15 protein-coding genes and 1 pseudogene are annotated in these 20,860 nt (G+C 72.8%); 11 read left to right on the top strand and 5 right to left on the bottom strand.

Going from position 1 to position 20,860, the window contains the following annotated elements:
- Nucleotides 1–34 precede the first annotated feature (34 nt).
- Both IFT88_RS14790 and IFT88_RS14785 read left to right on the top strand, forming a co-directional pair.
- Nucleotides 35–2,446 carry a beta-xylosidase/alpha-l-arabinosidase gene (locus IFT88_RS14790; RefSeq protein WP_192121479.1) on the top strand — a complete coding sequence of 804 codons (2,412 nt, stop codon included), beginning with the start codon at nt 35–37 and terminating at the stop codon, nt 2,444–2,446.
- Nucleotides 2,447–2,704: 258 nt separating this feature from the next.
- A complete protein-coding gene (locus tag IFT88_RS14785; protein WP_192121477.1) occupies nt 2,705–3,490 on the top strand; it encodes an SDR family oxidoreductase in 786 nt (261 codons plus the stop codon).
- A 247-nt stretch (nt 3,491–3,737) separates the two neighbouring features.
- Here the strand turns inward: IFT88_RS14785 and IFT88_RS14780 are convergent, their stop codons facing one another.
- A complete protein-coding gene (locus IFT88_RS14780; protein WP_342211828.1) occupies nt 3,738–4,808 on the bottom strand; it encodes a LacI family DNA-binding transcriptional regulator in 1,071 nt (356 codons plus the stop codon).
- A gap of 235 nt (nt 4,809–5,043) precedes the next feature.
- Between IFT88_RS14780 and IFT88_RS17735 the strand changes: the two genes are divergently transcribed.
- The gene (locus IFT88_RS17735; RefSeq protein WP_192121475.1) at nt 5,044–6,003 is read left to right on the top strand and encodes a CBM35 domain-containing protein; all 960 of its coding nucleotides are present in this window, start codon (nt 5,044–5,046) and stop codon (nt 6,001–6,003) included.
- A gap of 211 nt (nt 6,004–6,214) precedes the next feature.
- On the opposite strand, the gene IFT88_RS14770 is transcribed toward IFT88_RS17735, so the two are convergent.
- Together IFT88_RS14770 and IFT88_RS14765 are read right to left on the bottom strand one after the other, a co-directional pair.
- Nucleotides 6,215–6,628, bottom strand: a complete 414-nt coding sequence (locus IFT88_RS14770; protein WP_192121472.1) for an Ig-like domain repeat protein — start codon at nt 6,626–6,628, stop codon at nt 6,215–6,217.
- Nucleotides 6,629–6,687: 59 nt separating this feature from the next.
- Entirely contained in the window at nt 6,688–8,982 is a 2,295-nt protein-coding gene (locus tag IFT88_RS14765) for an Ig-like domain repeat protein (RefSeq protein ID WP_192121470.1), read from the bottom strand.
- 386 nt (nt 8,983–9,368) lie between these two features.
- Between IFT88_RS14765 and IFT88_RS14760 the strand changes: the two genes are divergently transcribed.
- From IFT88_RS14760 to IFT88_RS14745, 4 genes are all read left to right on the top strand, one after another.
- Nucleotides 9,369–9,911 (top strand): PadR family transcriptional regulator, encoded by a 543-nt coding sequence (locus tag IFT88_RS14760; protein ID WP_043597601.1) that lies wholly within the window; start codon nt 9,369–9,371, stop codon nt 9,909–9,911.
- 41 nt (nt 9,912–9,952) lie between these two features.
- Nucleotides 9,953–11,629 (top strand): ABC1 kinase family protein, encoded by a 1,677-nt coding sequence (locus tag IFT88_RS14755; RefSeq protein WP_231567191.1) that lies wholly within the window; start codon nt 9,953–9,955, stop codon nt 11,627–11,629.
- A gap of 183 nt (nt 11,630–11,812) precedes the next feature.
- Nucleotides 11,813–12,418 (top strand): hypothetical protein, encoded by a 606-nt coding sequence (locus tag IFT88_RS14750; RefSeq protein WP_043597598.1) that lies wholly within the window; start codon nt 11,813–11,815, stop codon nt 12,416–12,418.
- A 35-nt stretch (nt 12,419–12,453) separates the two neighbouring features.
- On the top strand, nt 12,454–13,869 hold the full coding sequence (locus IFT88_RS14745) for a LamG-like jellyroll fold domain-containing protein (protein WP_192121468.1): 1,416 nt from the start codon (nt 12,454–12,456) through the stop codon (nt 13,867–13,869).
- Nucleotides 13,870–13,891: 22 nt separating this feature from the next.
- Here IFT88_RS14745 and IFT88_RS14740 read toward each other — a convergent pair whose 3' ends face one another.
- Together IFT88_RS14740 and IFT88_RS14735 are read right to left on the bottom strand one after the other, a co-directional pair.
- The gene (locus IFT88_RS14740) at nt 13,892–14,404 is read right to left on the bottom strand and encodes a MarR family winged helix-turn-helix transcriptional regulator (RefSeq protein ID WP_192121466.1); all 513 of its coding nucleotides are present in this window, start codon (nt 14,402–14,404) and stop codon (nt 13,892–13,894) included.
- A 97-nt stretch (nt 14,405–14,501) separates the two neighbouring features.
- Entirely contained in the window at nt 14,502–15,794 is a 1,293-nt protein-coding gene (locus tag IFT88_RS14735) for an ice-binding family protein (protein ID WP_192121464.1), read from the bottom strand.
- A gap of 376 nt (nt 15,795–16,170) precedes the next feature.
- Here IFT88_RS14735 and IFT88_RS14730 point away from each other — a divergent pair, with 376 nt between their 5' ends.
- From IFT88_RS14730 to IFT88_RS14710, 4 genes and pseudogenes are all read left to right on the top strand, one after another.
- A complete protein-coding gene (locus IFT88_RS14730; RefSeq protein ID WP_192121462.1) occupies nt 16,171–16,854 on the top strand; it encodes a hypothetical protein in 684 nt (227 codons plus the stop codon).
- A gap of 183 nt (nt 16,855–17,037) precedes the next feature.
- Nucleotides 17,038–18,075: a hypothetical protein gene (locus tag IFT88_RS14725; protein ID WP_192121460.1), complete on the top strand. Its 1,038-nt coding sequence runs from the start codon at nt 17,038–17,040 to the stop codon at nt 18,073–18,075.
- Between the two features lie 99 nt (nt 18,076–18,174).
- Nucleotides 18,175–18,773: pseudogene (locus tag IFT88_RS14720) on the top strand (chaplin family protein); the annotation flags it as partial.
- Between the two features lie 1,112 nt (nt 18,774–19,885).
- Complete coding sequence (locus IFT88_RS14710) at nt 19,886–20,617, top strand: NADPH-dependent F420 reductase (RefSeq protein WP_249409074.1); 732 nt, start codon at nt 19,886–19,888, stop codon at nt 20,615–20,617.
- Nucleotides 20,618–20,860: the final 243 nt, after the last annotated feature.

Below are 20,860 nucleotides of genomic sequence, written 5' to 3'. Positions count from 1 at the left end.
CGACACCGTCACAGACCAGGAGGCGCGAGCCGACATGACCGACACCGCTCACCGACCGCAGGCCCTCACGGTCGGCGAACCCCGCGCCTCCGACCGGGTGGCGTCGCTGTTGACCGAGATGACCCTCGACGAGAAGCTCGCCCAGCTGGTCGGGTGGTGGGTCGACCAGGGGGCCGAGAACGTGGCCCCGATGCAGGGCGAGATGGCGACGTCGGGCGACTACGTCGAGGCGACCCGGCACGGGCTCGGGCACCTGACGCGGGTCTACGGGACCAGGCCGGTGGACCCCGTCGAGCGCGCCTCCTGGTTGTGGCGCGAACAGCGCCGCCTGCGGGACGAGACCCGTCTGGGCATCCCCGCGCTGGTGCACGAGGAGTGCCTGACCGGCCTCGCCGCCTGGCAGGCCGCGACGTTCCCCACGCCGCTCGCCTGGGGGGCCTCGTTCGACCCCGAGCTGGTCGAGGAGATGGCCCGGCTGATCGGCGGGTCCATGCGCGACCTCGGCGTGCACCAGGGTCTCGCGCCCGTGCTCGACGTCATCCGTGACACCCGGTGGGGTCGGGTCGACGAGTGCATCGCCGAGGACCCCTACGTCGTCGGCACCATCGGCACCGCCTACGTGAAGGGGCTGCAGGCGGCCGGCGTGCACGCGACGCTCAAGCACTTCGTGGGCTACTCGACCTCGGCGGCGGGGCGCAACCACGCGCCGGCACAGGTCGGACCGCGGTTCGTCGAGGACGTCCTGCTGCCGCCGTTCGAGATGGCCGTGCTCGACGGCGGGGTGCGCTCGGTGATGAACTCGTACGCCGAGATCGACGGGGTGCCGGTCGCCGGGACGCCGTCGTACCTGACCGAGGTGCTGCGCCGACGGTGGGGGTTCGACGGGGTCGTCGTGTCGGACTACTTCTCGGTGGCGTTCCTGCAGGTGATGCACGCCGTCGCCGCCGACCGGGGCGAGGCCGCGGCACTGGCCCTCGAGGCCGGCATCGACGTCGAGCTGCCCACCGGTGACGCCTATCTCGCGCCCCTGGCCGAGCGGGTGCGCCGCGGCGAGGTGGACGAGGCGCTGGTCGACCGGGCGGTCCTCCGCGTGCTCGCCGAGAAGGAGGAGCTCGGGCTGCTCGACGAGACGTTCGAGACGCCGCCGCCGACCTCGATCGACCTCGACTCGGCCGAGCACCGGGCGGTCGCGCGACGGCTGGCCGACGAGTCGGTCGTCGTGCTGACGAACGACGGGGTGCTGCCGCTGGTTCGTGGGGCCGCCGGTGCCGCTGGTGCCGGTGCCGGTACCGGTACCGGTGCGGCTGGTGCCGGTGCTGGTACCGCTGCAGGTGCCGGCCCGGCCTCGGTCGCGGTGATCGGGCCGAACGGCGACAGCGCCGAGGCCCTGATGGGCTGCTACTCGTTCGTCAACCACGTGCTGGCGCACCACCCGGGCGTGCCGCTCGGCATCGAGCTGCCGACCGTCGCCGGGTCCCTGCGCAGCGAGCTGCCCGCGGCCGACGTCGTGGTCGAGGCCGGCTGCGACGTCGAAGGCGACGACCGGTCACGGATCGCCGCCGCGGTCGACGCCGCCCGCGGGGCCGAGGTCGCCGTCGTTGTCGTCGGCGACCGGGCCGGCCTGTTCGGACGGGGCACCGTCGGTGAGGGCAACGACGTCGAGAGCCTCGAGCTGCCCGGGGTGCAGCGCGAGCTCGTCGAGGCCGTCGTCGCCACCGGCACGCCGACCGTCATGGTCGTGCTCTCGGGCCGGCCGTACGCCATCGGCTGGGCGGTGTCGGGTGCGGGGGCGCCCGCCGCCGTCGTCCAGGCGTTCTTCCCGGGGGAGGAGGGCGGCGCCGCCGTCGCCGGCGTCCTGACCGGCAGCGTCGAGCCGTCCGGGCACCTGCCCGTGTCGCTGCCGAGGTCGGCCGGCGCGCAGCCGTTCTCCTACCTGCACCCGGTGCTCGGTGGACCGTCCGAGGTGACGAGCGCCGACAGCACGCCCGTGCTGCCGTTCGGTCACGGGCTGTCGTACACCTCGTGGCGACGCTCCGACCTGGTCGTCGACTCGGCCGAGGTGCCCACGGGCGGCTCGTTCGTCGCGTCGGTGACGGTCGCCAACACGGGCTCTCGCCCCGGCACCGACCTCGTGCAGCTGTACGCGCACGACGTCGTGGGCTCGGTCACCCGGCCCGTCGCGCAACTGCTCGGCTACGCGCGCGTCGCGCTCGAACCGGGTCAGGAGGCGCGGGTCGTCTTCCGCGTCCCCACCACCCGTCTGGCGCTCACGGACCGGCAGCACCGACGGGTCGTCGAGCCCGGGGACGTCGAGCTCTGGGTCGGCGCCTCGTGCGCCGAACGCGAGACCGAGGCGACGGTGCGCTTCACGGGCGACGTGTACCCCGTGACGATCGCCGACGAGCGCATCGTCGGCGTCGAGATCGCGACGCGCACCGGGAGCTGACCCGCGCCTCCCGGGGCTGCCGGCCCGCGCCTCCTCTGCCCGCGAACCCCGTTCCGTGCGATGAACCACGAAGGTTCGTGGTTCATCGCACGAAACGGGGTTCTTCGCGGCGCGGCGGGCGGGAGGCGCCGGGCGGCCGCCGCGGTCAGGGGGCAGTAAGGCGACATGTGTAGCCTTACGGCGAGTCGCACACGGTCGCGCGGCGACTGGCCCGGCGCCGCGTCGGGCCCACCGAACGAGAGAACCGGAGCCCGTCCCATGGAGCGTTTCACCGACAAGGTCGTCCTCATCACCGGCGGAGGGTCGGGCCTCGGCCGGGCCGCCGCCGTCCGCGTCGCGAGCGAGGGGGCGAAGCTCGCGCTCGTCGACGTCTCGGAGAAGGGCCTCGCCGACTCGCAGGCCGCCGTGCTCGAGGCCGTCCCCGGTGCCGAGGTGCTGATCGTCGTCGCCGACGTGTCGAGCGAGGACGACGTCGCCCGCTACGTGTCGGCGACGGTCGAACGCTTCGGGCGCATCGACGCGTTCTTCAACAACGCCGGCATCGAGGGCAAGCAGAACCTGACCGAGCGGTTCGGCGCCGACGAGTTCGACAAGGTCGTCTCGATCAACCTGCGCGGGGTGTTCCTCGGCCTCGAGAAGGTCCTCGGCGTCATGCGTTCGCAGGGCGACGGCGGTGCCGTGGTCAACACCGCGAGCGTCGGCGGCATCCGCGGCGTCGGCAACCAGTCGGGCTACGCCGCGGCCAAGCACGGCGTCGTCGGCCTCACCCGCAACTCGGCCGTCGAGTACGGTGAGTTCGGCATCCGCGTCAACGCGATCGCCCCCGGCGCCATCTGGACGCCCATGGTCGAGGCCTCGATGCGTCAGATCGACGCCGAGAACCCCGAGAAGGCCGCCGAGCAGTTCATCCAGATCAACCCGACCAAGCGCTACGGCAAGGCCGACGAGATCGCCTCGGTCGTCGCCTTCCTGCTGTCGGACGACGCCACCTACGTCAACGCGGCCGTCGTGCCGATCGACGGCGGGCAGTCCGCGAAGTACTGATGTACGCGGGGCGTCCCGAGTCGCCGACCCGTGCCTCCTCGGGTGGCCGGCCCGCGCCTCCGCCGGTCGCCCACCCGCGCCTCCTGCCGCCTCGCACCCGGTTCCGAACCATGCACCCCGTTGCTTCTGGGTGCATCGTTCGGAACCGGGTTCTTCGTCGCGCTGCGGGCCGGCAGGGGGCGGCATCAGGCCGGCAGGGAGGCCACCGGGCCGGCGCGGAGGGCCAGAGCAGGAGGCGCGCCGCGCGTCAGCCGGTCGACTCGCGTTCGTGCACGCGCACGGCTCCGTAGGTCACGCCCGCCGAGGTCGAGCCCCCGATCGCGTCGACCAGGTGCTGGGCGGCCGCCCGGCCGAGCTGTTCGAGGTTCATGTCCACGCTGGTCAGCGTCGGGCGTGACTCGCGGACGAGGACGTCCCAGTTGTCGAAGCCGATGACGGCGACGTCGCCCGGCACCGACCGGCCCTCGTCGCGCAGCGCGTCGAGCACGCCGCGGGCGATGTGGTCGCTGCCCGCGACGATCGCGTCGACGGTCTCGTCGCCCCGGACGAGGAGGCGCGCGCAGTCCCGCCCCCAGGCCTCGCCCCACTGCCCGTACAACGAGGCACCGCCGACGAGCTCGAGCCCGGCGGCCTGCGTGGCGGCCAGCACCCCCGCCGCCCGGTCGCGTGAGGCGGCGTAAGACGACTCGCCGTTCACGAGCGCGATGCGCCGCCGACCCTTGGCGATGAGGTGCTCGGCGGCGAGACGGCCGGCCTGCACGTTGTCGGGGGTGAAGGACGCGTCGGTCGGGTCGGTCGACGGCGCGTAGACGTAGACCACCGGCACGTCGGCGAGGACGGGAGCCGGGGGGCGGGGGTTGGTGGTGCGGCCCACGATCAGGAGCCCGTCGACGCGTCGGGTGAGCAGGTTCTGCAGGTGCAACTGCTCGCGCAGGGCGTCGTCGCGGGCGTCGGCCAGCAGCACCGAGAGCGACCCCGAGCCGAAGGCGTCCTCGGCGCCGAGCAGCACGGGCAGGACGAAACGGTTGTCGAGGTCGCTCGTGACCATGCCGATCGTGCCGGTGCGCTGGGAGTTGAGGGCCTGGGCGAAGAAGTTCGGGGTGAACGACAGGGCGGCGGCGGCCTCTCGCACCTTGACGCGCGTGCTCTCGCGTACCTGGGCCCGCCCGTTGAGGGCCTTCGACGCGGTCGCCACCGAGACGCCGGCGGCCCGGGCCACGTCCGCGAGCGTGACGGGCGCCCCCGTCCCTCGACCACCGCTGCTCGTACCCATGTAGCGAAAATAGTTCACGAACGTGTTGACAAGCAACTGTGCCAAATGTAGCTTTCAACCCGAAACCGGTTTCGGTTACAACTTCTCGACGACGAGACGGTCGCGCCGCCTGGGCCTTCATCGCCCCGGTCGTCCTCTACCTCGCGGCACCGCGCGGCGCTCTCCGAACGAGGAACCCGCAGCATTCAGAGAGGAATTCCTGTGATCTCGTTCATCCGCAGCAAGAAGACGGCCGTCGCCGTCGTGGGTCTGGCCGCCGTGTCGCTCGCCCTGACCGGGTGTGCCGCGTCCGATCTCGATCAACGAATACGGTTCGCCGAACCAGGTCGACACCCCCAGCGTCGCGGCCCACTTCATCGCGCAGTTCGAGCGCACCGGCATCAAGGACGCCGAACGCGCGTACTGGTACGAATCCGGGACGGTCGGGGGACTCGTCTGGAACAACGCTCCGACCGGGTCGTACTGGCTCTACAAGTGGTACGGCGAGATGGCGGGCTCCATGGTCGACGTGACGCCCTCGGGCGATCTCGACGGGTTCGCCTCGTACGACTCGACACGCGGGATCGTCAACGTCGCGTTCGGCGGGACGTTCGGTGACAACGCCGTACAGGTCAAGGGACTGGCCGGTCTCGGGTCGCAGGTCAGGGTGACGGTGAACTACACGCCGCGCTCGGGACGAATGTCGAACGTCGCTGCACCGACCCAGCTGTCGAGTACCACCGTCGGCGTCGTGAACGGGGCCGTCACCGTCCCCATCCCGAAGCAGGACTACCTCGGCGCCTACCAGGTGGTCGTCACGCCCGCCTCGGGCCCGGCCACGAGCTACCAGCAGACCTACGAGGCCGAGAACGCGACGGTGGTCAACGCGTCGCTCCTGTCGTCGTCCTCGGCGTCCAACTCCGGCTACGTGGGTCGCATCGACGGTCTGGGTGACGGCCGGTCGAACTCGTTCGTCGATTTCGTGGTCGAGGTGCCGACGGCCGGCAGCTACTCGTTGACGACCCGCTACGCGAACGGAGGCGCAGCGACGTCGACGCAGGGCCTCGCCTTGAACGGTGGTGCGTTCTCGACGGTGTCGTACGCACCGACGGGTGGCTGGGGGCGGTTCGCCACCTCGGCGGCCACACCCGTCACGCTCAAGGCCGGGGTCAACGTGATCCGTCTGGCGAAGGGTTCTCCGAACTTCGCCGGGGGCACCGGATTCGCCGAGCTCGACTCGATCACGGTGACTCCGCGGTAGCCGCCGGCAGGCCGCCGGGCTCCTGAGAAGGCCCGGCCGCCCGACAGCTCTTCCTGTCGGGCCGGGCGGTGCGTCACGGTCCCGGGCCATGACGCACCGCCCCTCTGTGGTCGCGACCCGCGCCTCCTGCCGTTCCGGCCCCCGGGGCCGCGGACTCGGCACCGCGGACCCGGCGCCGCGGACCGGCGCCGCGGACTCGGCGCCGTGCTCGTCAGCGCAGGACGACGATCATCCGCTTCGAGACGCTGGCGGACACGTTGCCCGACCCGGCGTACGACGCGGACAGGACGTACGTGCCCCCGCGGGTGAAGGTCCCCACCGGCACGGTGACGCGTCCTGCTCCGTCGGCCGAGACGGTGGCGGTGCCGACGGTCCTGCCGTCCGAGGTCACGGTCACGGTGCCGGTGGGGCGGGGGACGCCGGGGGCCGACACCGTGACCGTGACCGTCGCCGCCTTGTTCTTGGTGATCGCCGTCGTCGCACGGGTCAGCGCGCTGGACGAGGAGGCCTTGTCGACGGTCACTCCGACGACCGCCGAGTCCGAGCCGGACTGCGTCGTCGTGGCAGGGACGAAGGAGGCGCGCAGCTGGTGGGTGCCCGCCGCGGTCGTCCCCGGCAGGGTCACCGTGGCGCGCCCGTCGGACCCGACCTTTCGAGCCGGCCGGGCAGGAGGCGCGGCGGGGGTCAGCGGACGGTGACCTGCACCGGCTTCGAGACGCTGGTCGAGACCGTGCTCGCCCCGGCGTACGAGGCCGACAGCGAGTAGGTGCCCGCCTGCGCGAACTTCGCGACCGGGACCGTCACCCGCCCCGAACCCGTGGCCGAGAGGGTCGCCGTGCCGACGACCTTGCCGCCGGCGGTCACGGTGACGGTGCCGGTCGGGTTCGGGACGCCCGCGGCCGAGACCGTGACGGTGACGCTCGAGGCGGTGTTCTTCTTGACGGCGGTCGAGCCGGGCACGAGGGTGCTGGTCGACGTCGCCTTCGTGACGGTCATGCTGGCCGTGCTGCTCGTCGACGACGTCAGCGAGGCGTCGGCCGGCGTGAAGGTCGCGACGAGGCGGTGCGTTCCCACGGTCGTCGTCGAGGGCAGCGCGTAGCTCGCCTTGCCGCCCGAGACGGCGACCTGTGCCACGCGGGTGCCGTCGAGCGACACCGAGACCGTGCCGGTCGGTGCGACCCCGGCGACGCCGGTGACGGCGACCGTCACCGTCACGGGGGTCGAGCCGTAGGCCTGGGTGCTGCGGTCCAGCGTCAGCGAGGCCGTCGTCGCCGCCTTGTCGACCGTGACCGGGACGACCGTCGAGTCCGACGCGGCCTGGGCGGCCGTGTCGGGGACGAAGGAGGCGCGCAGCGAGTGGGCACCCGCGGCCGTGGTCCCCGGCAGGGTCACCGCGGCGCGTCCGCCGGCCCCGACCCGCACGGAGCCGACGACGGTGGTGCCGTCCCGCAGCGTGACCGTGCCGGCCGGGGCGGACCCGTCGGCCGTGGTGACCTGCGTGGTGGCCGTGATGCGCGTGGTGGAGCCGTAGGTCTGGCGGGTCCGGTCGACGGTCAGCGCGCTCGTGGTCGTCGTGGCGGGAGCCTTCTTGGCGGCGCCGGCGAGCGTGACGTCGAGCACCGCGCCTCCCGACGGGGTCATGGAGCGGACCGACACGGTGAAGCCGGCGTTCGCGCTGGTGAACGACTCGCCCGCGTCGAGGTGGGTGTCGCGACGGCTGGGGTCGCGCTTCGCGTCGAGGCCGACGGCCAGGGCGACGGTCGACACCGTGCTGCCCGAGAGGGTGAGCGGTCGGAGCACCCGGACGCTACCGGTCGCCTTGTCGCTGGTGAGGGCACAGCGGGTGAAGCCCGACGCGACGAGCGCGCAGGACGCCGCCCGACCGCCGAACTCGGCGCTGGTCGCGTCCGTGCCGGTGGCGGTGCGGTACTCGACGTAGTAGTCCTGCCCGCTGAGCGGATCGACGACCTTGAGGGCGCGGCCCTTGGCGCTGCCGTCGAGCGGGGCGACGGTGACCTGCCGGGTGGTGCCGGCCCCGCTGAGCGTGGTGACGTCGGTCAGGAAGCCGGCGCGGACGCGCTGCACGGACGACAGGTGGGGTCGAGCCGACGAGACCGAGTAGCCCATGATGTCGAGGAAGTCGCCGTACTCGAGCACGGGGCAGGCGGCGGGGGTGTCGGTCGAGGTGGCGTAGCGGTAGTCGCTCGCGGCCCCGTCGAACGAGGTCGTGCTGCGGCACATGCCGGCGCCGGCGTGGCCGAACCCGAGGTTGTGGCCGAACTCGTGCAGCAGGACCGGGACGCCGAGCGCGGTGCCCGCGCCGTACGAGCTGAACACCTCGCCGCCGTCGCCGCCGACCGTGCCGAACGCCGTCGCCGTCGTGCCGCAGGTCTCGCGGCTGAGGACGATCAGGTGTTCGTTGGTGCCGGCCCACGCGTACTTCGCGAACCGACCCCCGAAGGCCGAGGTGTGGACCGTGTTGAGCACCGTGGCGGGGACGCACGAGGTCTGGTCGAGCGGGCGGGTCTCGATGCCGGCGAGCGTCACGTTCACGGTGTGACCCGACTCCTCCCACCAGTAGTCGTGCAGCTGCGTGACGGCGGCGCGGACCGAGGCCTCGTCGGGCGGCGTCGCGGAGTCGTCCGAGGTCGCGGCCGTCACCGTGGCGAGGCTGACGTAGACCGGGTGGTTCGTCACGCCGGCCACCGGCGACACGACGTCGTCGGTCTGGGCCTTCAGGAGGGGCGCGGCGGGCACCTTCACCATGTCGCGGGACAGGTCGGCCGCGACGCCCGCGCTGACCGTCGAGGCGGCGGACGTCGACGTGGTGGTCGAGGCCGAGGCCGTCGTCACCGGAACCGTGCCGGCCGAGACGGACGAGGGGGCGGCGGCCTGGGCCGGTGCGGACACCAGGGCGGTGAGCACCAGGGCCGCGGCGGCGGCGGTGGCCGCGAGGCGGCCGGTCGGGAACGAGGGCATGCAGGACTCCAAGAGGTCTCGGAGGCGCGAGTCGTCACCGAGGATGTGCTGCTCCGTCGGACGTCGGGGAACGACGGAGGTCCTGCCGCCTCGGCGGACGTCGGGGAACGCCGAGGCGGCAGGGCTCGCCGGCGGACGTCGGGGAACGCCGGAGAGGTGACGGCAGCGAGCCGTCGGTGGGGGTTCATACCCACGAATGGAACTCAACCACCCCCGTCCGCCGGCGCGGACCCCCCGTACGAGTGGTCGGGCACCCCCAGAACAGGACCGTTCGGGATCTCCGTGGCCGCGCCTCCTGCCTGGGCGTCAGCCCTGACGCTCCGGGGGACGGGGTATATCGTCCGGGTATCGTTCGACCGCGTCCGACCCTCGAGAAGGAGAACACCATGAGCAGCACGTCAGCACCCGGCACGTTCGGATTCGGCACCGGCCTCGACGGCATGTGGCAGGCCATGGAGCAGCTCCGCTCGACCTTCGACCGCCGCGAGGGCACCCGCGCCCCCCGGGGCGAGGTGCGTGCCGCCATCCTCGCGCTGCTGGCCGAACGCCCGATGCACGGCTACCAGATCATCCGCGAGATCGACGAGCGGAGCGGTGGCGACTGGAAGCCCAGCGCCGGGTCCGTGTACCCGACCCTGCAGTTGCTCTCGGACGAGGGGCTCGTCGCCGCGGAGGAGACCGACGGCCGCAAGGTCTACTCGCTCACCGAGGCCGGTCGCGCCGCCGCCGGGGTCGACCCGTCGGCACCGTGGGAGCCCGAGCGCACCGCCACCGGCGACCGCTTCCGCGCCCTGCCCAAGGCCGGCGTCGAGTTGGCCCGCGCCACGGCGCAGGTCGGCCGGACGGGCTCGCCCGAGCAGGTCGACGAGGCGGTGGCGGTGCTCGACGAGGCCCGTCGTCGCATCTACTCGATCCTCGCCCGAGACTGACGAGGGTGGCGTCGACCGACCCCTCCGCGTCCAGTCCTCCGGTGCGTGACCGGGCCGGTCGCGCGCGGTACCGCCGCATCCTGCGGTTCGCCTCGCGGCATCTCGCCGTCACCTGGTGGTTCGAACTCGTCCTGCCCCGCTTCGGCCTGCGGCGTCTGGCCGAGCGGACCCGGGCCCGGCGCATGCGTCGCTTCGCCCGGGGATTCCACGCGCTCGCGCTCGATCTCGGCGGCCTGATGATCAAGGTCGGCCAGTACCTGTCGTCACGCCTCGACGTGCTGCCGCCCGAGATCACGAAAGAGCTCGAGGGGCTGCAGGACGAGGTCACGCCCGTCCCCTTCGCGGGCATCCGGGCCCTGGCCGAGGCCGAACTCCGCCGACCCCTGGGGCAGGTCTTCGCGACGGTGGCCGAGTCTCCCATCGCCGCCGCGTCGCTCGGCCAGGCGCACCGCGCGACGCTCGGGCCCGCCGACGCGGCCGACACGGGCCTCTCCGCCGTCGTGCTCAAGGTGCAGCGGCCCGGCATCGACGCCGTGGTCGACGTCGACCTGGCCGCGCTCCGTCGCGTCGGCGGCTGGCTCAGCCACGTCCGACTGGTGTCGGACCGGGTCGACGCCCCCGCCCTCGTCGAGGAGTTCGCGCGCACCAGCCTCGAGGAGATCGACTACCTGAACGAGGCCGCCAACTCGGCCCGGTTCGCCGCCGACTTCGCCGACGACGACCGCGTGAGCGTGCCCGACGTCGTGTGGGAGCGCACCACGCGTCGCGTCCTCGTGCTGGACGACGTCTCGGCGATCAAGATCACCGACGTCGACGCGCTCGCCGCGGCCGGCATCGACCCCGCCGAGGTCGCGCCCGTCTTCGCCGAGGTGATGTTCGACCAGCTGTTCACCCACGGGTTCTTCCACGCCGACCCGCATCCCGGCAACATCTTCGTCACGCCCGTGCCCGACGCGGTCGACGGGCAGCGACCGTGGAAGCTCACCTTCATCGACTTCGGCATGATGGGCGAGGTGCCGACCGGCACCCGGACGGGCCTGCGGAAACTGCTGATCGCGGCGGCGTCCCGCGACGGCTCGGGCATGGTCGGCGCCATGCGCGACCTCGGCGTCCTGCTGCCGAGCGCCGACACGCTCGGGCTCGAGCGGGCCGTGACCGCCACCTTCGCCCGGTTCGGCGGCATGGGGTTCGCCGAGCTCCGGCAGGTCGACCCGCGCGAGTACCGCGAGTTCGCCGGTCAGTTCGGCGACCTGATCCGGTCGTTGCCGTTCCAGCTGCCCGAGGACTTCCTGCTCGTCCTGCGGGCGATGACGTTGACCTCGGGGGTCGCCAGCGCGCTCGACCCCGCCTTCAACCTGTGGGACTCGGTCGAGCCGTACGCGGCCCAGCTGATCCGTGACGAACGGGGCAACGCGGTTCAGGACGTCACGCGCCGCACCCTCGACGCCGCCACGGTGGCCGTGCGGCTGCCCGGCCGACTCGACCACCTCGTCACGCGCCTCGAGGACGGCACGCTCGAGGTGGGCAGCCCCCGGATCGAGCGCCAGCTGACCCGCATCGAGCGGACCGCGCGGCGTGTGGTCTCGGCCGTGCTCTTCGCGGCCCTGCTGATCGCCGGGGCGGTCCTGCGCGACGGGGACGACGTGGTCGGCACGGTGCTGATGGTCACCTCGGCCGTCCCCTTGCTGCACGCGCTCGTGGCGGGCCGCGGCCGCTGAGGCAGGGCGGGACGAACCGGCGGGGTACGGGGGTGATCCCCCTCACTGGGGACACGTCGACCCTCACCGAGAAGGCGATCCGTCGGTACCTTCGCCCCATCGGCACCGTGCCGAGACGTCCGAGCCCCCTCCCGACCGGCACCACGGGGCCTCGGCGACACCCCACCCGAAGGACTCCCCGACATGTCCCGATCGATCAGCCGCGCCCGCTGGACGCGCCGTGCCCGCTGGGCCGCCGTGCCCGTCGCCGTCATCGCCTCCGGCGCCATCATCTCGACGGCGTCGTACTCGGCCTTCTCGGCCACCACCTCGAACCCGACGAGCAACTGGTCCACCGGCACCGTGCAGCTCACGGACGACGACTCCGACGTCGCCCTGTTCTCGGCCTCGAACCTGATGCCCGGCGACGCCGGGACGAAGTGCGTCACGGTCACCTCGACGGGCAGCCTGCCCTCGGCCGTCCGCCTCTACGGCACCGCGGCCACCACGACCAACTCGCTGTCGTCGTACCTGGACCTGACGATCCAACAAGGGTCGGGTGCCTCGAGCGCGTCGTGTGACGGCTTCACCCCGGCGAGCCAGGGGGCCCAGGTCTTCTCGGGCACGCTGGCCGACTTCGCGAGCCAGCGGACCGGCTACGCGAACGGCGCCCCGACCTGGTCGCCGACCGGGACGACCTCCGAGGCTCGCTCGTTCAAGTTCTCGTACTCGCTCAGCCAGTCGACGCCGAACACCGGTCAGGACTCCCGGGCGGCGATCGCCTTCACCTGGGAGGCCCAGACCCGCTAGCGCGGGAGTCGACGCCCGAGCCGGAACACGCCATCATGACGACCCTCGCGGCCCCCGCCGCCACCACCCCGCAGGTCCGCTCCGACCTGTCGTTCTGGGGTGCGCTGTGCCTGGCGACGACGGCGCGGGTCGTCCTGGCGACGGCCGTGTGCCTCCTGCTCTGGGCGGCCGTCCCGGCCCTCTGGGGCTGGTCGCCCACGACCGTGGCCTCGGGGTCGATGGCTCCGGCGATCACCCCGGGGGACGTCGTCGTGGCGATGCCCGTCGACGCCGCCGCCCTCGACGCGGGGCAGGTGCTGCTCGTCGACGACCCGGACCGCGCCGGCGACCTGCGGTTGCACCGGCTGGTCGACACGACCGACGACGGCTCGCTGCGATTGAAGGGCGACGCCAACGCCGAGGTCGACTCCAGCCTCGTGTCACCCGGGGCCGTGCACGGCGTCGGGGTCCTGCTCGTCCCGTCGATCGGGTCGGCGATGCTCTGGCACGGTGGCGATCGCGTCCTGGGCGTGCTCGTCGTGTCCCTCGTGGTGCTGCTCCTGCTCGCGGCGACGCGGCTCGAGCCGGCGAGCGAGGACGTCGCCGACCCGCTCGCCCTCTCCCGCCACCGCGCACCCACGCACCCGTCGGGGCGGTCCCGCGCCGTCAGGGTCTCGGGTCTCGTGGTGACAGTGGTCGCCGGGGTGGCCGTGATGTTCCTCGTCGTCGGCTCGAGCCACGCCGCGTTCTCGGCCACCACGTCGACGTCGAGCGCATTCGCCACGTCCCGGTTCTCGTGCCTCGATCGTCCGGTGGCGGCGCAGGCGCGGTTCGCCTACCAGTTCAACGACGGCGTCGGCACGAGCGCGCGCGACAGCAGCGGCAACGGACGATCGGGGACCCTCACGCCCGGGGCCACGATCGAAGGAGGCACGTGCGCCGCCGGCGACGGACCCTACCTGCGGCTCGACGGCGTGAGCGGTCAGGTCACGACGGGGCAGATGATCGACGGTCCGCAGGTCTTCACCGTCGAGACCTGGTTCCGCACGACCACGACGACGGGCGGCAAGCTGATCGGCTTCGGGAACAGCCGGGCAGGACTGTCGGGCCAGTACGACCGCCACCTCTACCTGACCGACGAGGGCAGGCTGATCTTCGGCGTCTACAGCGGCGGTTACTTCAGCGTCGAGAGTCCGGCGGCCTACACGGACGGTGCGTGGCACCTGGCGACGGCGACCCTGGGCCCGTCGGGCACGGCCCTCTACGTCGACGGCACGCTCGTCGCTTCGTCGACCCAGACGGCCGCCGAGAACGCCCGCGGCTACTGGCGGATCGGCTACGACGCGGTCAGCATCTCGTGGCCGTCGTCCCCGACGAGCAAGTACTACCGCGGTGACCTCGACGACACGACGGTCCTGGACGTGGCATCGACGGCGGCCGAGGTGAGCGCGAGGTACGCGGCGGGCCGGTGACCGGCCTCCCGAGGGGAGGGCCTCAGGCAGGAGGCGCGGGTCGGTCGATCGAGGCGCCGTCGGTGAAGCCGTCGGTCACACCCGAGAGCAAGGCGACCACGCGTCGTGATTCGCGCTCGGACAGGCCGAGGACCCCGTCCAGGGCTCCCAGCGGGCCCCCACCCGCCGCTCGGGCGACCGCGCCGTGCACGGCGTCGGTCAGCTGGAGGTGCTGCCCGCGTCCGTCCCGGGGATTCCTCCGGCGGACGACGTACCCGCGGGTCACGAGACGGGCGATGATGATCGAGGCGGCTCCGCTCGTCATCCCGAGGTGCGCCGCGACGTCCGTCGGCCGAGCCGACATGTTCCGGGTCTCGAGTCGCGCCAGGAACTGGACGGTCGTCAGCTCACTGGCGCCGATGCCCAACTTCGATCGAAGTCGGGCCCGGTACAGGGCCTCGGCGTCCTGGAGGGCATAGATCGCGTCGATGACGCGGCCCGAGGTGGAGTCGGGGTCGTGGACGTAGTCGTCGGGGGTCGTCGGGACGTGGCTCATCAGGACCTCTCATGTGGTCCGCGAGCATCCGTCCTGTGACGGGGACATCCGCAGGCGACCCATCGAAGCACATCGACGGGCCGCCCGGGGACATCGGTCAGGAACGATTCAGGCGTCGGCGACGGATCGCGGTGGTGACGACGAGCGAGGCACCGAGCAGCAGGGCCAGGCCGGCACCGATCGCGGGCATCACGCTGTCCGAGCCCGTGTAGGCCAGGTCGCCGCGGGGACCGTCGCCGTTCCGGTCGGACACGGGGACCGCCGGGGTCGACGGGGTGGCGGTGCCGGGGGGCGTGGTCGTGCCGGGGGGAGTCACGGTGCCGGGAGGGGTGCCGCCGTCGCCCGGGGGCGGGGTGACGACGTCGGCCGGCGTGACCGTGATCGTGTAGTCCGCGGTGTCGGGCGGCGTGGTGCCGTTGTCGGCCGTGATGGTGACGGTGGTGTCACCCGGCGTGGTCGGTGTGCCCGAGATCTCGCCCGTGGTGCCGTTCAGCGTGAGGCCGGCGGGCAGGGTGCCGGTGGTGACGGTGAACGTCGGGGCCGGGGTGCCGGTCGCCGTGACGGTGAACGAGTAGGGCGTGCCTTCGGTCGCGGCCGTCGGGCTGCCGGAGGTGATGGTCGGGGCGACGGTCTCGGACGGGGTGCCGACGGTGGGGCAGGCCGCGGGAACGGTGATGGTGTTCGTGTCGAGGGTGACCGCGCCGCCGCGGGCGAGGAGGCGTCCGATGACGGTCGCGCCGGTGGTGGCCGTGATGGACTGCTGGGCGAGAATCGTCCCGCGGAAGTCCGCGGCGCTGCCCAGGGTGGCCGAGCTGCCGACCTGCCAGAAGACGTTGCAGGCGCTCGCGCCGCCGGAGAAGGTCATCGTGGTGGCCGAGCCGATGGTCAGGGTGCTGGCGGCCTGGATGACCCAGACCGACTCGGCGCTGCCGGCGAACGCGAGGGCGCCGTTGTCGGTGAGCTGCACTGCGTCCCCCGAGTAGACGCCCGGGGTCAGCGACCGACCGGCCAGGTCGATGACGTTGCTCTCCTGCGGGGTGAGGGCCGCGGCCACGTCGTACGCCGTCGTGAGGTCCTGCTGCGCGAGCTGCGCCGGTTCGTCGTTCACGTGCTGCACGCCGCCGACGATCACACCGGGGCCGCCGGCGTCGAATCCGACGACCGAAGTGCCCGGGCTGAGACCGACGTCGCCGTTCACCACGCTCGTTCCGGTGTTCGTGACCGTGGACGCGGCGAGCACGGCATAGGTGCCGGCCGACTGGAGGTCGACGGGACCGTCGATGACGTTCGCGGCGCTCGCCGGCAGGGCCGAAGCCACCGTGAGTGCTGCGGCGACGCCGAGGACGAGCCCCGAACGGGCCAGGAGGGAGGTGGACGTCGAACGGGGCATGGCGCCACCTGACTGGAAGAGGGGGAGACCCCTGGACACACGTGATCGGTACGCGTCGGAGTTCCCCGCTACTCGATGTATACGCGGAACAACCGCATAACACAATGTTTAAAACAGTTCCTGATAATCCGCCCGGGGTTGAGGGGGTCGGGTGATGGCTGGCGTACAACTTGGACACGCCACATCGGTCCTCTTCGGGTGAGGACCGGCCACGACCCATCGGGTGTCGTGCGGCGAGGAGGGCGGCGGCGTTCGGGTACGCGCCCCCTCCGGCCCCGTCGGTCGCGTCGCCTCGGTGACGCGACCGGCGCAGCGGGTGCCTTGTGCCCCGGACTGGGCGTCGACCGGTGCCCGCCACGGTCCGTAACGTCGATCCGTGATCCACGAGAGCCACCCCGAGCCGGCGGACGCCCCGACGGCCACCACCGCCCCGGCCGTCCCGTTCGGAGCCCCGTCCGTCGCCGTCGAGCGACGCATCGCCATCGTCGAGGCGGCCATGCGCGTCTTTACCGTGCACGCCTTCCACGAGGCGTCGTTCGCGCTCGTCGCCGAGGCGGCCGACCTGCCCGTGAAGGTCGTGACCGACGAGTTCACCCACTGGAACGGGCTCGTGCTCGCGACGGTCGACCTCTGGGTCGGTCGCCGCACCCGCCCCCTGCTGCCGCTCGCCCGGACCCACGGAACGATCGCCTTGTTGCGGGCCATCGTCCAGGCCAACGCCGCCGAGCCCGCGCTGATGCGCCTGCTGAGTGCCACGGTCAACGTCGCGGCCACGCCCGGCCACCCGCTCGCGAGGCCCCTGTACGAGCAGTGGCTGCAGTTCTACCGGTTGATCCACGCCTCCCTCGCACAGGACGTGGAGCTCGGGCGCGAGCCCGAGACCATGCAGCCGGCCCGAGGGGCCGAGCAACTCATCGCCCTGTACGAGGGGCTGCAGCTCCAGTCGATGGTCCGCCGTGAGATGGACGTGCTCGAGTCGTTCGACCGCGCCATCACCCGTCTACGCGCAGGCTGGGGCTCCGCCTACGTGCCGCCGGCCTGGGACCTCGAGCTGGTGTGACCTCTCGCGTCACCTGGGGAAAGCCTGGTTGAACGGGGTACATCTGAGGTGTCCTCATGGACAACTCCGGTCGGTCGGCGTAGAAACGACGGCACATCGCGTCTTACCAGCGTGATCAGGGGCTCACGGCCCCGGTGTCGGGACCAACCGCCCGATGTGAGACGTGACCGAAGAAGGTGCGCCGTGGATCAGACGGCCGAGACGCCGACGAGGCGACCCGCCTCGCTCCGTCTCGTGCGCCTCCTCGGCCTCTCGGGTCTCGCGGCGATCGGCATGGTCGGTCTCGGACTCGCCTTCTCGTCGACGTCGGCCTCGGCCGACGAAGCCCCCTCGTCACTTCTCGGCGGCGTCACCTCGGCCGTCGGCCAGGTCGCCGGCTCGCTCGACGCCCCCGTGGTCGCCGTCGGTCAGACCGCAGGAGGCGCGGTGTCGCAGGTCACGGACGTCGCCGTCCAGGCCACCGCCGTCGCGCCCCCGGTGCAGCAGGTCGTGAAGGCCGCCGCCCCCGTGGTGCCACAGGTCGTGCAGCAGGTCGCGGCCGCCGCACCGGTCTCGGCCGTCGTCGCGCCGGTCGCGCAGACCGTGGACCAGGTCGTCGCAGCCGTCCCCGTGGTGTCCGCCGTCACCGGCCCGGCACCCGTCTCGACCGTGACCGACCCGCTGACCGGCGTCGTCGACGAGGGCCTCGCCGCCGTGGGCGACTCGGCGGCGGCCCCCGCCACGCCGATCGTCCCGCCCGTCGTGCCCGAGGGTGTCACGCCCCGGCCCGGCCTCACGCTCCCCGCGAGCCACGCCCTCACCGATGCGGCAGCAGGAGACGACGGGATCGACCTCCTCGGAGTTGTCGGCGCCGACGTCGTCACGGCTGCGTCGGTCGCCGACGCGGCGACCGAGGCGACCGACGCGGTCACCACCCTGCGGGCGCAGATCGCCGCCGGTCCGGCGACGGGTGCCGACGTGACCACCGTGCCCCTGGCACCCACCCAGGGCCCCACGCCGCGTCCCGCCGGCGACGACCACGGCTCGCCCGCCCTGCCCTCGAGCACCGGCGGAAGCGCGAACGGTCAGGCCACGGGCGGGGGCGCGGCCGGCGGTGCCGTCGCGCTCGACGCGACCCGCGCCTCCCAGCTTCCCGGACTCGCCGTCTCGGCGGGGTCCGCGGACGGCGACGACGACCTCCCGTCGACGCCTGCGTACGACACCGACTCTTCTCCCGACTGAGGCCGGTCGCGTCGCCCCTGCAGCTTCCCGGCTGCCGGCGACATCAGCGACCCCGCCGCGACTGCGCGGCACCACACACCTCATCTCTTGGAGAAGACCATGAACAAGTACGTCTCGAGAGGGCTCATGGGAGCGCTCTTCGTCGGGGGCATCTGGGCCCTCGGAACGACCGCCGCGAACGCGGCGACCACCACCGGTGACGACGGGCTGCTCTCGGGCACCCAGGTCGGCGCCGTCGTCGAGGCCCCGGTCTCGGCGCTCGGCAACGCGGTCAGCGTCCTCGGCGACTCGAGCAGCACGGCCGTGGCACCTGCCGCGCCAGCTGCTGCTCCCGCCGCCCCGGCGGCGGCACCTGCCGCACCTGTCGCACCTGCCGCACCTGCGGCACCGGTCACGACGACGAGCGGTGACTCGGGAGTGCTCTCGGGCACCCAGGGCATCGTCTCGGTCGACGTTCCCGTCACCGTCGGTGGCAACGCCATCTCTGTGCTCGGCGACTCGGCCGCCGCGGCGCCCGCCCCGGCCCCGGCCCCGGCCGCCCCTGTGGCGTCCGCACCGGCCACCACGTCGGGTGACGACTCGATCGGCTCGGGCACCCAGGGCCTGGTCGACGTGACCCTGCCGGTCACGGTCGGCGGCAACGCGATCTCGGTGCTGGGCGACTCCGCCAGCACGGGCACCACGACCGAGGCCCCCGCNCGGTGGGGCTGCCCGTGACCGTGGGCGGCAACGCCGTCTCGGTGGTCGGCGACTCGGCCAGCACGGGCACCACGACCGGCACCGGCACCGGCACCACGGGGACCGGCACGACCGGTGGTACCACGAGTGGTGACGACGGCGTCCTCGGTGGCACGCAGGTCGTGCCGTCGGTGGGGCTGCCCGTGACCGTGGGTGGCAACGCGATCTCGGTGGTCGGTGACTCGGCCAGCACGGGCACCACGAGCGGCACCGGCACCGGCACCACGGGCACCGGCACGACCGGTGGCACCACGAGTGGTGACGACGGCGTCCTCGGTGGCACGCAGGTCGTGCCGTCGGTGGGGCTGCCCGTGACCGTGGGTGGCAACGCGATCTCGGTGGTCGGTGACTCGGCCAGCACGGGCACCACGACCGGCACCGGCACCGGGACCGGTACCACGGGCACCGGCACGACCGGTGGCACCACGAGCGGTGACGACGGCGTCCTCGGCGGCACCCAGATCGTCCCCTCGATCTCGCTGCCGATCGACCTGTCGGGCAACGCCGTCGCGGTGATCGGCGACACCGACGTCACGGACGGGACGACCGGCACCACGCCGACCGACCCCACCACGCCGACCGACCCCACCGACCCGACGATCCCCGTCGACCCGGCCGAGCCGTTCGACCCGACCGACCCGGTCGACCCGACGACGCCCGCCACCCCGGGTGACGACGGCGCCACCACGCCCGGCACCGAGGACACCGCCGGCATCGACGGCTTCGGCGGGACCACCGGGACCACCGGCACCGTGCTCGTGACCGCCGCGGCGGCCGACCGCAGCGTCCTCGCCTCGGGTACCAGCGCCTCCTCGGCTCTCGCCGCCGACTCGTCGCTCGCCTTCACCGGCGATGACGCGACGGCCCCGCTCCTGGGCGGACTGCTGGCGCTGCTCGCCGGACTCGGCCTGCTCGTGGCGGCCCGCCGCCGGACGGCCCGCGCCTGACGGCCACCTCCGTCGCTCGCTTCTGAGCGACTCCACACCGACGGTGCACCGCAGACCTGGTTCAGGGGCCTGCGGTGCATCGCCGCGTCCGGAATCGCCGGATGCCCCCGTGCGTTGCACGACACATGACGTCCGCACCCACCATCGGCATCCTCGGCGCGGGCAAGGTCGGCACCGTCCTCGCCCGCCTCGTCCACGCCGCCGGCCACCCCGTCCTCCTCTCCGGCTCGGGAGACCCTGCCCGCATCCGCCTCATCGTCGACGTGATCGCCCCCGGGGCCCGAGCGGTCTGGTCGGCCGACGCGGCACGGGAGGCCGACATCGTCGTCCTGGCCCTGCCGCTCGGCAAGCTCGACTCGGTCCCGGTGGATGCCCTGGCGGGCAAGGTCGTCGTCGACGCCATGAACTACTGGTGGGAGACGGACGGCCTGCGCGACGACCTCTCGGACGTCCGCACCTCGACGAGCGAGCTCGTCCAGCAGCACCTGCCCACGTCACGCGTCGTGAAGGGCTTCAACCACATGGGGTACCACGACCTCGACGAGGGAGCCCTGCCCGCCGGTGATCCCGAGCGGAGCGCGATCGCCCTGGCGTCGGACGACCGAGAGGCACTCGACGTCGTCGCGGACCTCGTGGACGCCATCGGCTTCGACCCCGTCGCCCTGCCCACCCTGGCCGACGGCATCGCCCTCGAGCCGGGGTCGCTGGCCTTCGGGGCGGACGTCGGTGCATCCGAGCTCCGCGAGACGGTGCGCGACTTCTGGAGCTCGCAACGCGGACTCGCGGTGGCTCGCGCGCGACGTTCGTCGAACCCGGGCACCGGTGTCGACGAGACGTCGGAGGTCACGGCGGGGTAACGAAGTAGATGCGTTCCAATCCTTTTCGGGTGCGGTGGCGAACCCTGTACATCCCCACCGGGACCAACTGACAAGGAGCTTCACCATGAACGCTTTCACTCGCAAGAACATCACCAAGACCACGCTGGGCCTCGTCGCCTCGGGCGCCCTGATCTTCTCGCTCGCCGCGTGCTCGATGGACTCCGGTTCGTCGACCGACACGTCGTCCTCGTCGAGCTCGTCCTCGTCCGAGCCCAGCGCCGC

This window comes from Frigoribacterium sp. CFBP 8751, from assembly GCF_014841545.1.
Classification (GTDB): domain Bacteria; phylum Actinomycetota; class Actinomycetes; order Actinomycetales; family Microbacteriaceae; genus Frigoribacterium.
This window is presented reverse-complemented; position numbering and strand designations above follow the sequence as displayed.